General features: G+C 70.8%; 13 protein-coding genes. 9 read left to right on the top strand and 4 right to left on the bottom strand.

Annotated elements, in window-relative coordinates:
* Positions 1-11 precede the first annotated feature (11 nt).
* The 7 genes from ACFYYH_RS10650 (at position 12) to ACFYYH_RS10620 (ending at position 8,263) form a co-directional block, all read left to right on the top strand.
* Positions 12-1,775 carry an ABC transporter substrate-binding protein gene (locus ACFYYH_RS10650; protein ID WP_388548580.1) on the top strand — a complete coding sequence of 588 codons (1,764 nt, stop codon included), beginning with the start codon at positions 12-14 and terminating at the stop codon, positions 1,773-1,775.
* Positions 1,776-1,901: 126 nt separating this feature from the next.
* Positions 1,902-2,912: an ABC transporter permease gene (locus ACFYYH_RS10645; protein WP_388548578.1), complete on the top strand. Its 1,011-nt coding sequence runs from the start codon at positions 1,902-1,904 to the stop codon at positions 2,910-2,912.
* A complete protein-coding gene (locus ACFYYH_RS10640; RefSeq protein ID WP_388548576.1) occupies positions 2,909-4,033 on the top strand; it encodes an ABC transporter ATP-binding protein in 1,125 nt (374 codons plus the stop codon). The genes ACFYYH_RS10645 and ACFYYH_RS10640 overlap by 4 nt, the downstream gene beginning before the upstream one ends.
* Entirely contained in the window at positions 4,030-5,217 is a 1,188-nt protein-coding gene (locus ACFYYH_RS10635) for an ABC transporter ATP-binding protein (RefSeq protein WP_388548573.1), read from the top strand. The genes ACFYYH_RS10640 and ACFYYH_RS10635 overlap by 4 nt, the downstream gene beginning before the upstream one ends.
* A 126-nt stretch (positions 5,218-5,343) precedes the next feature.
* Positions 5,344-6,018 carry a trimeric intracellular cation channel family protein gene (locus ACFYYH_RS10630; protein ID WP_388548570.1) on the top strand — a complete coding sequence of 225 codons (675 nt, stop codon included), beginning with the start codon at positions 5,344-5,346 and terminating at the stop codon, positions 6,016-6,018.
* Between the two features lie 39 nt (positions 6,019-6,057).
* The gene (locus ACFYYH_RS10625) at positions 6,058-6,900 is read left to right on the top strand and encodes a thioesterase family protein (protein ID WP_388548567.1); all 843 of its coding nucleotides are present in this window, start codon (positions 6,058-6,060) and stop codon (positions 6,898-6,900) included.
* A gap of 199 nt (positions 6,901-7,099) precedes the next feature.
* Positions 7,100-8,263, top strand: a complete 1,164-nt coding sequence (locus tag ACFYYH_RS10620; protein WP_388548564.1) for a cysteine desulfurase family protein — start codon at positions 7,100-7,102, stop codon at positions 8,261-8,263.
* 98 nt (positions 8,264-8,361) lie between these two features.
* Here ACFYYH_RS10620 and ACFYYH_RS10615 read toward each other — a convergent pair whose 3' ends face one another.
* Positions 8,362-9,075, bottom strand: a complete 714-nt coding sequence (locus ACFYYH_RS10615; RefSeq protein ID WP_388548562.1) for an N-acetylmuramoyl-L-alanine amidase — start codon at positions 9,073-9,075, stop codon at positions 8,362-8,364.
* 61 nt (positions 9,076-9,136) lie between these two features.
* Here ACFYYH_RS10615 and mnmA point away from each other — a divergent pair, with 61 nt between their 5' ends.
* Positions 9,137-10,264: a tRNA 2-thiouridine(34) synthase MnmA gene (gene mnmA, locus ACFYYH_RS10610; protein WP_388548560.1), complete on the top strand. Its 1,128-nt coding sequence runs from the start codon at positions 9,137-9,139 to the stop codon at positions 10,262-10,264.
* Between the two features lie 277 nt (positions 10,265-10,541).
* Here mnmA and ACFYYH_RS10605 read toward each other — a convergent pair whose 3' ends face one another.
* From ACFYYH_RS10605 to ACFYYH_RS10595, 3 genes are all read right to left on the bottom strand, one after another.
* On the bottom strand, positions 10,542-12,122 hold the full coding sequence (locus tag ACFYYH_RS10605; RefSeq protein WP_388548558.1) for a peptidoglycan-binding protein: 1,581 nt from the start codon (positions 12,120-12,122) through the stop codon (positions 10,542-10,544).
* Positions 12,123-12,372: 250 nt separating this feature from the next.
* Entirely contained in the window at positions 12,373-13,158 is a 786-nt protein-coding gene (locus tag ACFYYH_RS10600) for an alpha/beta fold hydrolase (RefSeq protein WP_388548556.1), read from the bottom strand.
* An 89-nt stretch (positions 13,159-13,247) separates the two neighbouring features.
* On the bottom strand, positions 13,248-13,577 hold the full coding sequence (locus ACFYYH_RS10595) for a DUF427 domain-containing protein (protein ID WP_388548553.1): 330 nt from the start codon (positions 13,575-13,577) through the stop codon (positions 13,248-13,250).
* Positions 13,578-13,803: 226 nt separating this feature from the next.
* Here ACFYYH_RS10595 and ACFYYH_RS10590 point away from each other — a divergent pair, with 226 nt between their 5' ends.
* A complete protein-coding gene (locus ACFYYH_RS10590) occupies positions 13,804-14,343 on the top strand; it encodes a TIGR00730 family Rossman fold protein (protein ID WP_388548550.1) in 540 nt (179 codons plus the stop codon).
* The last annotated feature ends 5 nt before the right edge of the window (positions 14,344-14,348 follow it).

Here is a 14,348-nt window from a genome sequence, read left to right as displayed (position 1 = left end):
CTTTCCTCAGGATGAACAGCAGAAAGACGGCAGCGGCCATCGCCGTGACGCTGGCCATGGCGCTCGGTGCGAGTGCCTGCGGCAGCTCCGACAAGGACAGTGACGACGGCAACAAGAGTGGCGGCAGCGCCAAGGCCGATGCCGCGATGTCGAGCATTGTCAACACGACCGACAAGAAGGGGGGGACGGTCGTCTTCGAGCACTCCAGCGGCCCGGACTCCCTGGACCCGGGCAACACGTACTACGGCTGGGTGCAGAACTTCTCCCGCCTGTACGGCCGTTCCCTGGTCACCTTCAAGCCGGCCGCCGGCAAGGAGGGCCTGGAGGTCGTTCCCGACCTCGCGACCTCGCTCGGCAAGGCCAGCCCCGACGCCAAGACCTGGACGTACACGCTCCGCAAGGGCGTGAAGTACCAGGACGGCACCGAGGTCACCTCGAAGGACGTCAAGTACGCGATCGAGCGCAGCAACTTCGCGCCCGAGGCGCTGTCCAACGGCCCGACGTACTTCAAGGCCTACCTCGAGGGCGGCGACAAGTACAAGGGTCCGTACAAGGACAAGTCCCCCGAGGGTCTGAAGTCGATCGAGACCCCGGACGACTACACGATCACGTTCAAGCTCAACAAGCCGTTCGCGGACATGGACTACCTGGCCGCCTTCTCGCAGACCGCTCCGGTCCCGCAGAAGGCCGACAAGGGTGCCGAGTACGTCCAGAACATCGTCTCGTCCGGCCCGTACAAGTTCGACTCGTACAGCGAGAGCAGCGGCGCGACGCTTTCCCGGAACCCCGAGTGGGACCAGGCGAACGACCCGATCCGCAAGGCGCTGCCGGACAAGATCGAGCTGAAGCTCAACGTCAACGCGACGACGATCGACGAGCACCTGCTCAACGACACGATCACCGCGGACGTCGGCGGCACCGGCCTCCAGGCCAAGACGCAGCCGAAGGTGCTCGTCAAGGCCGACGAGAAGGCCAAGACGGACAACCCCTACGCGGGCGCGCTCCAGTACATGGCGATGAACGTCAACGTGAAGCCGTTCGACAACATCGACTGCCGCAAGGCCGTCCAGTACGCGGTCGACAAGTCCGGTGCGGTCAACTCCATCGGCGGTTCGGTCAAGGGTGACCCGGCCAGCACGCTGATCCCGCCGTCGGTGAGCGGTTACAAGAAGTTCGACCTGTACGCGACGCCCGAGAGCAAGGGTGACGCGGCCAAGGCCAAGGCGGCCCTCACCGCCTGTGGCAAGCCGGGCGGCTTCAAGACCACGCTGACGGCCCGCGCGGACCGTCCCGACGAGGTCACCGTGGCCACCCAGATCCAGGAGAGCCTGAAGAAGGTCGGGATCACGGCGGACATCAAGACGTTCCCGTCCGACAAGTACTTCACGGACTTCGCCGGTGTGCCGGCCTGGGTCCACAAGAACAACGCGGGTCTCATGATGATGGCCTGGGGTGCCGACTGGCCGACCGGCTTCGGCTTCCTCGACCAGATCGTGAACGGTTCGGCCATCAAGCCCTCCGGTGGCACGAACCTGATGGAGCTCAACGACCCGAAGATCAACAAGGCGCTGTCGGACGGTATCGGCACCGTTGACCCCGCGGCCCGTCAGGCCGCCTGGGGCAATGTGGACGAGCTCGTCATGCAGAACGCCTCGGTCGTTCCGCTCTTCTACCGCAAGAACCTGCTCTACCGGCCCGAGTCCGCGGCCAACGTCACGGTCACCGAGGCCTACCTCGGCATGTACGACTACGTGCTGATGACCTCGGCCAAGTGACACACCGGGCCCTGTCCGGTAACACCACGTAACACCTGTACATCAAAACAGCACCCCCCGAAAGGCAGGTGAAGGTGTCGGGCCGTCCAGGCGTATCCCGCCCGGACGGCCCGGCACCGCACGGCTGTGGCTGCGTACATCATCCGACGCGTCTTCGCCGCGGTGTTGCTGCTGCTGGTGGTCAGCGCAGTCACGTTCGCGATCTTCTTCCTTGTGCCCCGCCTCGGCGGGCAGACGACCGACTCGCTGGCCGCCCAGTACATCGGCAAGAGTCCTGACCCGGACGCCATCGCCGCCGTCAAGAAGAACCTGGGGCTCGACCAGCCCCTCTACCTTCAGTACTGGCACTTCATCAAGGCCATCGTGGTCGGCGCCGAGTACAACTTCGGCCCCAACCCCTCGGTGTGCCACGCGCCGTGCTTCGGGTACTCGTTCAAGACCCATATCGAGATCTGGCCCGAGATCGTCCAGCGCATACCGGTGACGCTGTCGCTCGCCGTCGGCGCGGCGGTCCTCTGGGTCCTCTCCGGTGTCGCGATCGGCGTGCTCTCCGCCCTCAAGCGGGGATCGATCTTCGACCGTCTCGCCATGAGCGTCGCGCTGGCCGGTGTCTCGCTGCCGATGTTCTTCACCGGTCTGGTCTCCCTGGCCCTGTTCAGCTTCCACTGGACGATCTGGGACAACCTCGAATTCGTGCCGTTCACCGAGAATCCGGGCGAGTGGGCCTGGAATCTGATCCTTCCCTGGTGCACGCTCGCCTTCCTCTACTCGGCGCTCTACGCGCGGCTCACGCGCGCCGGAATGCTGGAGACGATGGGCGAGGACTACATCAGAACCGCGCGGGCGAAGGGTCTGCGGGAGCGCGACGTGGTCGTCAAGCACGGCCTGCGCGCCGCACTGACCCCGCTCGTCACCATCTTCGGCATGGACTTCGCGCTGCTGCTCGGCGGCGCGGTCATCACCGAGCGCGTCTTCTCCTTCCAGGGCATGGGCGCCTACGCCATCCAGGGCGTGACCCAGAGCGACCTGCCCAAGGTGATGGCTGTGACGCTGGTCGCGGCCTTCTTCATCGTTGTCTGCAACCTGCTGGTGGACCTTGTGTACGCCGCGATCGACCCCCGGGTGAGGCTCTCATGAGCGACGTACGCAAGACGGACGCGGACGAGGCCGCTACGGCTGCGGGTACGGACGCGGGTACGGCCGCCCCGGTCTCCGTTGACACGTCCGACACGTCCGACACGTCGTTCCTGTCCGTCCGGGACCTGCGGATCCACTTCGACACCGACGACGGCCTGGTGAGGTCCGTCGACGGCGTCAGCTTCGACCTGAAGGCCGGCCAGACCCTCGGCATCGTCGGTGAGTCCGGCTCCGGCAAGTCCGTGACCTCGCTGGGCATCATGGGCCTGCACAGCTCCGAGCGGGCCAGGATCTCCGGTGAGATCTGGCTGGACGGCGAGGAGCTGATCGGCGCCGGTCCCGAGCGGGTGCGCAAGCTGCGCGGCCAGAAGATGGCCATGATCTTCCAGGACCCGCTGTCCGCGCTGCACCCGTACTACAGCATCGGCGCGCAGATCGTGGAGGCCTACCGCGTCCACAACGCCGTGGACAAGAAGACCGCGAAGAAGCGGGCCGTCGAGATGCTCGACCGGGTCGGCATCCCCGAGCCGGCGCAGCGCTACCACGACTACCCGCACCAGTTCTCCGGCGGTATGCGCCAGCGCGCGATGATCGCGATGGCCCTGGTCAACAACCCCCAGCTCCTGATCGCCGACGAGCCGACGACCGCCCTGGACGTCACCGTCCAGGCGCAGATCCTCGACCTCATCCGGGACCTCCAGAAGGAGTTCCACTCGGCGGTCGTGATCATCACCCATGACCTGGGCGTCGTCGCCGAGATCGCGGACGAGCTGCTGGTGATGTACGCGGGCCGCTGTATCGAGCGCGGCACCGCGGAGAAGGTCTTCTACCGGCCCCAGCACCCCTACACCTGGGGTCTGCTGGGCTCGATGCCCCGCATCGACCGGGAGCAGACCGACCGGCTGGTGCCGGTCAAGGGAACCCCGCCGAGCCTGATCAATGTCCCGTCCGGCTGCGCCTTCCACCCGCGCTGCCCGTACGCGGACATCCCCAAGGACAACATCACCCGCACCGAGCGTCCTGAGCTGCGGCAGATCACCGACGGGCACTTCTCCGCCTGCCACATGTCGCCGGCGGAGCGGGAACAGATCTGGACCGAAGAGATTGCGCCGAAGCTGTGACTGATCCGAGCAAGAAGATTCCCGAGCAGGGGGCGGGCCAGGTACCGGACGGTTCCGGCCCCGAGCCGCTCCTCAAGGTCACCGGCCTGGTCAAGCACTTCCCGATCACCAAGGGCGTGCTCAAGCGCAAGGTCGGAGCGGTCCAGGCGGTCGACGGGCTCTCCTTCGACGTCCGTCCGGGGGAGACCCTCGGTGTGGTCGGTGAGTCCGGCTGCGGCAAGTCGACGATGGGCCGGCTGATCACGCGGCTGCTCGAACCGACCGGCGGAAAGGTCGAGTTCGAGGGCCGGGACATCACGCATCTCTCGGCCGGCGCCATGCGGCCGATGCGCCGCGACGTCCAGATGATCTTCCAGGACCCGTACGGCTCGCTGAACCCGCGCCACACCATCGGCGGGATCGTCGGCACCCCCTTCAAGCTCCAGGGCATCGAGCCCGAGGGCGGGGTGAAGAAGGAGGTCCAGCGGCTGCTGGAGCTGGTGGGCCTGAGCCCCGAGCACTACAACCGCTATCCGCACGAGTTCTCCGGCGGCCAGCGGCAGCGCATCGGTATCGCGCGGGCGCTCGCGCTCAACCCGAAGCTGGTCGTGGCCGACGAGCCGGTCTCGGCGCTGGACGTGTCGATCCAGGCGCAGGTCGTGAACCTGCTGGACGACCTCCAGGAGGAGCTGGGCCTCACCTATGTGATCATCGCCCACGACCTCTCGGTCATCCGCCATGTGTCGGACCGGATCGCCGTGATGTACCTCGGCAAGATCGTCGAGCTGGCGGACCGCTCGTCGCTGTACGAGTCTCCCAAGCACCCGTACACCAAGGCGCTGCTCTCCGCGGTGCCGGTGCCCGACCCGAGCAGGCGCGGGGCGAAGAGCGACCGGATCCTGCTCAAGGGCGATGTGCCGTCGCCGATCAAGCCGCCGAGCGGCTGCCGCTTCCACACCCGGTGCTGGAAGGCGACGGAGATCTGCAAGACCACCGAGCCGCCGCTGATCCAGCTCGCGCCCGGCCACCAGGCGGCCTGCCACCACCCGGAGAACGCCCCGGACCAGCGTCCCCAGGACACGGTGTCGGTCGCGGCGCGCGAGACGATCGCGCTGGCGAAGGCGCCGGACGCCACGGACACGGCGGACACCACGGAGGCACCGGCCACGGGCGACGCCTCCCCGGAGGCCGGTTCCACCACCTGAGCGGCGCGCCCGAGCGGCGCACCGGACGAGCGGTCAGCAGGACCGGCCGGCCCCCGGCCCCCGACCCCCGCCGAACGGGGGCCGGGGGCCGGCCGTCTGTTCACCGGTGCCCTGCACAATGTCGGGGTGCTCCACGACCTCTTCACGCCCTCCGTCCAGCACGGGCTGGACCTCGCCGGGATCTTCGTCTTCGCGATATCCGGGGCCCTGCTCGCCGTGCGCAAGAACTTCGACATCTTCGGTATGGCGGTACTCGCCGAGATCACCGCGCTCGGCGGTGGACTGCTCCGTGATCTGGTCATCGGCGCCGTCCCGCCCGCCGCCTTCACCGATCTCGGGTACTTCTCCATGCCGCTGGTGGCGACGGCCCTGGTCTTCTTCCTGCATCCGCAGGTCGAGCGGATCCAGGGCGCGGTCAATGTCTTCGACGCGGCGGGGCTCGGCCTCTTCTGTGTCACGGGCACCACCAAGGCGTACGAGCACGGCCTCAACCTCACCGCCTCCGTGGTGCTCGGTCTCGGCACGGCGGTCGGCGGCGGTGTGCTGCGGGACGTCCTCGCCAACGAGGTGCCCTCGCTGCTGCGCTGGGACCGCGATCTCTACGCCGTCCCGGCCATCGTCGGCGCCACGATGGTGGCGCTCTGCATCCGCTTCGACGCGCTGAACGGGCTGACCAGCGGGCTCGCCGTCCTGACCGCGTTCCTGCTGCGGCTGCTGGCGATGCGCTTCCACTGGCGGGCGCCGCGCGCCTGGAACCGGCGCTCGGCCGCGGCCGAGGAGCCGGAACCCGTACGCCGGTAAGCTACTGCTTAGTACAATCCTCTTGTACGCTTGTCTTCCATGGCACAGGCATCCATCGCGTCCATCGGGGACAGCGAGTTCGACCGCGGCACCGCCGTCACCCTCCGGGAACCGGGCGTCCACGACGCGGAGCTCGACCCGGGCTGGACGATCATGAACGTCCTCAACGGCGGCTATCTGCTGGCGCTGATCGGCCGGGCGCTCGGCGACACCCTGCCGCACACCGACCCGTTCGCCGTCTCGGCGCACTACATGACGCCGTCGACACCCGGCCCCGCCGTGGTCCGTACGGAGGTGGTGCGGACCGGCCGTACGCTCTCCACCGGCCAGGCGTCCCTCTTCCAGACCGCCGAGGACGGCACCGAGACCGAGCGGATACGCGTCCTCGCCTCGTACGGCGAGCTGGACGCGCTGCCCGGCGATGTGCGGACGGCGGCGAAACCGCCCGCGATCCCGCCGCTGGAGCACTGTGTCGGCACGGCCGACGGACCACCGCCGCCCGGTGACTTCTCGATGATCGACCGGCTCGCCCTGCGGCTGGACCCGGCCACGGTCGGCTGGGCCCTCGGGACCCCCTCGGGGCGCGGCGAGATGCGCGGCTGGTTCGGATTCGCCGACGGCCGTGACGCCGATCCGCTCGCGCTGCTGCTCGCCGTGGACGCGCTGCCGCCGACCGCGTTCGAGATGGGCCTCACCGGCTGGACCCCGACGGTCGAACTGACCGTCCATGTCCGCTGCCGTCCCGCGCCGGGACCGCTCCGGGTCGCCCTCACCACCCGTAATCTCGCCGGCGGCTTCCTGGAGGAGGACGCGGAGATCTGGGACAGCGCCGACCGTCTGGTGGCCCAGTCCCGCCAACTGGCCCGCGCGCCGCGCGGCTGACGGCCCGACGGCTGACGGCCCGCCGGGCCGGGATCCCGGGGGCCGCCGGGCCACGGTCCCGGCCCGCCGCCGCCCCGGCCCCGCGGGACGTCCGGCCCGCGGGGGACACCGACGGGCGGCCGGCCGTCCCGTCACGGAGCCGGGCCGGCGCGGACCGGGCGCGTGGGTGCCTCCCGTGACTCGTAGAATCGAGCTCACCATGGCATACCTCGACCACGCCGCGACCACTCCGATGCTGCCGGAGGCGATCGAGGCGATGACCGCCCAGTTCGGCCTCGCCGGCAACGCCTCCTCGCTCCACGCCGCCGGCCGTCTGGCCCGTCGTACCGTCGAGGAGGCCCGCGAGGCGCTCGCGGAGGCCCTCGGCGCACGGCCCAGCGAGGTGGTCTTCACCTCGGGCGGCACCGAGGCCGACAACCTCGCCGTGAAGGGCCTCTACTGGTCCCGCCGCGACGCCGACCCGGCCAGGACCCGGGTGCTGGCCAGCCCCGTGGAGCACCATGCCGTCCTCGACGCCGTGGACTGGCTCGGCACGCACGAGGGCGCGACCGTCGAGTACCTGCCGGTGGACTCCTACGGCCGGGTGCTGCCCGAGGCGCTGCGCGAGGCCGTCGCGCGCAACCCGGAGGATGTCGCCCTCGCCACCGTGATGTGGGCCAACAACGAGATCGGCACCCTCCTGCCGGTCCGTGAACTGGCCGAGGTGGCGGCGGAGTTCGGGATTCCGCTGCACTCCGACGCCGTCCAGGCCTTCGGCCAGACGGAACTGGACTTCGGTGCCTCGGGGCTCGCCGCGATGACCGTCTCAGGACACAAGATCGGCGGACCGTACGGCATCGGCGCGCTGCTGCTGGGCCGGGAGTACACCCCCGTGCCCGTGCTGCACGGCGGCGGCCAGGAGCGGCATGTGCGCTCGGGCACCCTCGACGTCCCCGCGATCGCCGCCTTCTCCGTCGCGGGCCGGATCGCCGCCGAACGGCGCGAGTGGTTCGCGGAGGAGATCGGCGCCCTGCGGGACGAACTGATCGAGGCCGTACGGGCCGCCGTCCCCGACGCCGTCCTCGGCGGCGACCCCGACCACCGCCTCCCCGCCAACGCGCACTTCAGCTTCCCCGGCTGCGAGGGCGACTCGCTGCTCCTGCTGCTCGACGCCCAGGGCATCGAGTGCTCCACCGGCTCGGCCTGCACGGCCGGTGTGGCGCAGCCCAGCCATGTCCTGCTGGCCACCGGCAGCGATCCCGATCTGGCCAGGGGCACCCTGCGCTTCTCGCTCGGCCACACCTCCACCCGGGCCGATGTGGAGGCGGTGGCGAAGGCCATCGGCCCCGCCGTCGACCGGGCCAGGAGCGCGGGCCTCAGCTAGGGCCTCCCGGGTCTTTCGTCCGGATGGTGAAAGGAGCGCCGTCCGCCCGGAGGACGGGGCCCGGAGGACGGGGCCCGGAGGACGGGGCCCGGAGGGCCTCAGGCCGCGCCCGTGCCCGGGGCGCCCGCCTCCCGTACCAGCCGGAGATAGCGGTCCCAGTCCCAGTGCGGCCCGGGGTCCGTGTGGTCCGTGCCCGGGACCTCCACATGGCCGATGATGTGCTCCCGGTCCACGGGGATCGCGTACCGCTCGCATATCCCGGCGGTCAGCCGCGCCGACGAGCGGTACATCGCGTCGGTGAAGGACGCGGGCCGGTCCACCCACCCCTCGTGCTCGATGCCTATGGACCGCTCGTTGTAGCCGCGGTTGCCCGCGTGGTACGCCACGTCCAGCTCACGGATCATCTGTGCCACATGGCCGTCCTTGCGCACCACATAGTGCGAGGCGGCGCCGTGGGCCGGATCGCGGAAGACCTTGAGCGCCACCTGGTAGCTGCCCTGGACGACATGGATCACCACACGGTCCACCGTGTAGTCGGCCGGGCGGTCCGCCCGCCGCCAGTTCGCCGGGGACGCCGCGACCCACTGGGCCGAGGTGTAATCCAGCTCACCTTCCGTGCGCGGCTTGTCGATGCCGGGCACCCGCCACCACGCGCGCGTGATCCGCTCCCGCGCCAGCACGCCGCCGCCGATCAGCGCCGCGGCGCCGCCGATCAGCACCGTCCTGCGACTGATCTCCCCGGAGTCCGGGGCCCCGCGATGGCGTCCGCCACCACCGGGGATCCGGGCCGTGCCCGGTGTTTTCTCGCCCATGTGATCGTCAACGCAAACCGGGGCGACTCCGGTTCCCGCGGGGCCGTACCCTGGGGAGGCTATGACTCAGAATCCTCAGCGCCCCCTCCGTGTGCTCGCCGCCATGTCGGGCGGAGTGGACTCCGCCGTCGCCGCCGCGCGTGCCGCCGAGGCGGGCCACGATGTCACCGGAGTGCATCTCGCGCTCTCCGCGAATCCGCAGTCCTTCCGCACGGGCGCGCGCGGCTGCTGCACCATCGAGGACTCCCGCGACGCGCGCCGCGCGGCCGATGTGATCGGCATCCCGTTCTATGTGTGGGACCTCGCCGAGCGCTTCCGTGAGGACGTGGTCGACGACTTCGTCGCGGAGTACGAGGCGGGCCGTACCCCCAATCCGTGTCTGCGCTGCAACGAGAAGATCAAGTTCGCGGCGCTGCTCGACAAGGCGATCGCCCTGGGCTTCGACGCCGTGTGCACGGGCCATTACGCGACGGTCGTCACCGGCGAGGACGGCACCCGCGAGCTGCACCGCGCCAGTGACATGGCCAAGGACCAGTCGTATGTCCTCGGGGTGCTGGACGAGCGCCAGCTCGCCCACGCGATGTTCCCGCTCGGTGACACCCTCACCACCAAGGACGAGATCCGCGCGGAGGCCGAGCGCCGTGGTCTGGCCGTGGCGAAGAAGCCCGACAGCCACGACATCTGCTTCATCGCGGACGGTGACACCCAGGGCTTCCTCGCGGCGCGTCTGGGCCGGGCCGAGGGCGACATCGTCGACGAGTCCGGTACGAAGGTGGGCAGCCACGACGGCGCGTACGGCTTCACCATCGGCCAGCGCAAGGGCCTGCGCATCGGCCACCCGGCCGCCGACGGCAAGCCCCGCTATGTCCTGGACATCTCGCCCGTCGACAACACCGTGACGGTCGGCCCGGCCGCCGCGCTGGACGTCCTGGCGCTGACGGCCGTCAGGCCCCGCTGGTGCGGCACCGCCCCCACGGGCCCCGGCGGCTACACCGCGCAGTTGCGCGCCCACGGCGGGGAGACGGCGGTGACGGCGGAGCTGACGGACGGGACGCTGCACGTCAGCTTCGAGGAGCCGGTCCGCGGGGTGGCGCCGGGCCAGGCGATCGTGCTCTACGACGGCACGCGGGTGGTCGGCTCGGCGACGATCGCGACGACCCGGCGCCGCACGGCGGCCCTGGCCGGCTGACCACCGGCCGGCCGTCCGGGCGCCTGCGCACAGGCGGCCGACCGGCTGACCGGCCGAGCCCTTCACGTCGCCGGCCCTCGGTACGGCTTGATGGCTCGAACGGCTCGTACGGCTCGTACGGTCTGTACGGCCGCCCCCGCGTGCGGAGGCCGGTACGGCCCCCGCACGAGCGGGTCGGTGCCGGACGCCACCGGGGCCCGTCCGCCCCCGTCCGTCCCCCGCGCCGCCGTCCGGACAGGGCCTGGCGTCCGGACGGGAGCTGACGTCCGGCCCGGTCCTAGCGTCCGGCCTGGAGCGCTGACCAGGTGGCCGCGCCGACGATGCCGTCCGCCGTCAGCCCACGGCTGCTCTGGTAGTCCCGGACCGCCTGGGCCGTCCCCGACCCGAACTGCCCGTCGGCGGACACGGTCCGCCCGAGCGCGGCCGTCAGCGCGCGCTGGAGACGCTCCACCGCCGCGCCCGTGCTGCCCTCGCGCACCACGGTGGCGCTGCCGGCCGAGAGCAGGGCCGTCCAGGTGCGGGCGCCGACCACACCGTCCGAGCTGAGCCCGCGGGCGCTCTGGAAGGACGCGACCGCGTTCGCGGTCCGGGTGCCGAAGACACCGTCCGCGGTGCCCGCGTCGTATCCCTGCTGGTTGAGCAGGGTCTGAGCGGCCGTCACCTGGGCGCCGGTGGAACCGCTCCTGAGGGTGTTGTACGAGGGGAAGCTGAGCTGTACGCCCCCGCCGCCGCCGCCGGAGCTGCCGCCGACGAGCTGCATGTAATAGTTCCAGTTCCAGTTCGGCCCCGGATCGGTGTGGTCGTTGCCCGGCACCTCGACATGGCCGACGATGTGCGCCCGGTCCTTGGGTATGCCGTAGCGCTCGCACAGATACTTCGTCAGGGCGGCGGAGGAACGGTACATCGCGTCCGTGAACCAGCTCGGGTCGGCGACGAACCCCTCGTGCTCGATGCCCAGGCTGGAGGCGTTGGCCGAGCGCGCGTGGTACGCGGTGTTGCTGTCGCGGACCATCTGGGTGATCGCGCCGTCCGACGAGCGCACCACATAGTGGGAGCTGACCTGCGAGGACGGGTTCTGGAACCAGCTTATGGTCCCGGCGTAGGAGCCCTGGGTGACATGGACGACCACGGTGCTGATCGACGCGCTGCGGCCGACAGCGTAGTTGGCCGCGTTGGCGGGGACCCAGGCGGCGGGCGGATAGTCCGGGCTGAGCGCGGCGCGCTGCCCGCCCGCGCCCGCCGCGTACCGGCCGCGCTCGGGCGCGACGGCGCGCGGCCGTACGGTGACCCGCTCGCCGCCCGCGGCGTTCGCGGTGATGCCCTGGGCGAGGAACGTGTAGACGGCGTCGGCGTAGAGCCGGGCCGTGGCGGTGTCGGCCGCTCCGCCGTAGCGGGCCACCACCGGGTACCACTCGTCGACGCCGCGCCGCTCCGAGGCGTCCAGCCCCAGCCCGTCGGCGTAGGAGCGCAGTACGGCCGCGCCGCCCCGGATGTTCGCCGCGGTGTCCTCACGCAGCTCGGCGGCCGGCTCGCCGGTCAGCTCGGCGGCCTTCTCCAGGGTGCGGCGGGTCGGATTGCTCACGAGGTGCATCACCCCGTAGCCGTTGGCCTGGCTCGGTTCGCCGCGGTGCCCGTCGAGGTGGGTCTCGCCGTACCCGACCGCCACCAGCAGGTCCCGGGGCACGTCGAATTCGGCGGCGGCGCGTGCGAAGGCCCGGCTCATGGCGTCCCGGCCGGCCGGACCGACGGGGGCGGGCGCGGCGCCCGCGGGCTGGGCCGTGGCGACGAGCGCCGCGGTGACCAGGCCGGCGAGCGCGGACAGCGCCGTCCGTCTCCCTGGCGTCGATCGTCGGTACATGCTTCCTCCAGGTCGGTCGGTTCGACGGTCTCCGCGCGAGCGGATCCGGGGTCTACGCCCGTTGAACGACCAGACCTATCGGTGAGTCATGTCCATGTCAAGGGTGGGCAGGAGTACCAAGTGTCCCCATGGGGAACGGGGTTGGGCGATTCTCGCAGCTCCCCCGGCGCGTGGGACCCCGCGCGCGGGATCCGGTGCGGGGAACAGTTCCTCGCGGGGAACAGTTCCGCGTGGGAAACCCCGCGCGGGCCTACGCGGCGAAGAACTCCACCAGCACCGGTGCCAGCACATGCGGGGCCACCTCGTGCGTCTGGCCCGTCAGGGTGCGGTGGCGGCCCCGGGGCAGCGCCTCGGCCACCGCCCTCGCCGCGTTCCGCAGGAGCACCGGACTGCATCCCCCGTCCACGACCATCGCGCGGACCCTGACGGACCGCAGCCGCTCCGCCGGGACCGGGCCGGAGCCCAGTAACGCGCTGTCGTACGCGAGCGTCCCCGCGAGGGCCGTGAGCTCCGGCCACATCGGTGACCGCCGCAGTCCGGCGACCGTGTCGGGCGCCACCCCGGCGAAGGACAGGAACAGCTCGACGGCCTCGGCCCGCAGCCCCCGCGCCAGCAGTCCGGAGAGGCGCTCGGCGTAGGCCGCGTACACCGGCGGATCCGCCGGGCCGGTGGCGTACGGCGGCTCGTACACCGCGAGCTGGGTGACGGGGAGCCCGGCCGCCGCCGCCTCCAGGACGAGTGCCGCGCCCGAGGAGACGCCGTACACGGAGGCACTGCCGCCCGCCGCCGCGATCAGCGCCGCGAGGTCCTCGATCTCCCGCTCCACGGCGTACGGAGCGGTGTCACCGCTCGCGCCGCGCCCGCGCCGGTCGTAGCTGAGCACCTCGAAGACCGGCGCGAGCAGCCCCGCCAGCGGAGCCTGCGATCGCGCCGTATGGAGCGCGCCACCGACCAGGATCACCGGTGGACCCTCGCCCGTACGCCGGTAGGCGATGGGGGTGCCGTCCCCCGACTTGGCAGTGCACACGTGCTCCATGGTGATGCAGACCGGCGCGGCGCGTACGGCTCATCGCTCAACGACGGGGTTTTTCATGGTCCATTCTCATTCCCGTCCGCGACTTTCGCTCAGGCCGCGACGACTTCGGTTCCGTAGAAGCAGAAGTGGTCCTTGACCTGGGCGACTTCGGCCTTCGGCGTGGGATAGGCCCAGACGAGATCCGGTGCGTCGGGCAGCGACCAGTAGGAGGCGTCCCCCTTGAACGGGCAGTGCGTGGTGGTCGTCGAAGGCGTCAGCAGTTCCGTGCGCACATCCTCCGGCGGGAGGTAGTACCGCACGGGGCAGCCGGTCTCCCGCAGCACCAGCGGGCTGCGGCTCTCGGCGAGCACCTGTCCGTCGTGTACGACGCGAACGTGCTCGGTCCCCTGCTCGACGGTGATGATGTGTCCCGTGGCCATGTGATCCGTCCCTTCGGTGATTCCCGGCTCATGCGTGTCCGGCTCATGCGTGTCGCGCTCGTGCGTGTCGGGCTCGTGCGTTCCCGGCTTCCTGTGCTCCCGGTTTCCCGCGTTCCCGGCTCGTGCGTTCCCGGCTCGTGCGTTTCCTGGCTCGTGCCTCCTTCTTCAGCAACGATCCGGGGCGGAGTCTTCCCGGCGGGGGCGCACCGGCCCTTACCGTTGCCCCATGAATATCTGTGTCTTCCTCTCCGCCGCCGATCTGGACGAGCGCTACACCGGACCCGCCCGTGAATTCGCCGAGCTGATCGGCAAGGGCGGCCACACCCTGGTGTGGGGCGGCTCCGACAGCGGACTGATGAAGGTCGTCGCCGACGGGGTGCAGGAGTCCGGCGGCCGGCTGGTCGGGATCTCGGTGGACTTCCTCAAGGAATTCGCGCGGCCGGGCGCCGACGAGATGGTCATCGCCAAGGACCTGGCCGAGCGGAAGGCGCTGCTCCTCGCCAGGGCCGACGCCGTGGTGATCATGGTCGGGGGCGCGGGCACGCTGGACGAGGCCACGGAGATCCTGGAGCTGAAGAAGCACGCCCTGCACACCAAGCCCGTGGTGCTGCTCAACACGGCGGGTTTCTACGACGGGCTGAAGCAGCAGTTCCGGCGGATGGACGAGGAGGGCTTCCTGCCGGTCCCCCTCACCGACCTGGTGTTCTTCGCCGAGGACGGGGTCGGCGCCCTCGCCTATCTGGAGGAGAGCGCGGGCGTGCGCTGACCGGT

This window comes from Streptomyces sp. NPDC002018 (assembly GCF_042890865.1).
In the GTDB taxonomy this organism is placed as follows: domain Bacteria; phylum Actinomycetota; class Actinomycetes; order Streptomycetales; family Streptomycetaceae; genus Streptomyces.
Note: the sequence above shows the minus strand (reverse complement) of the source record. Positions and strands in the feature narration are given on the sequence as shown.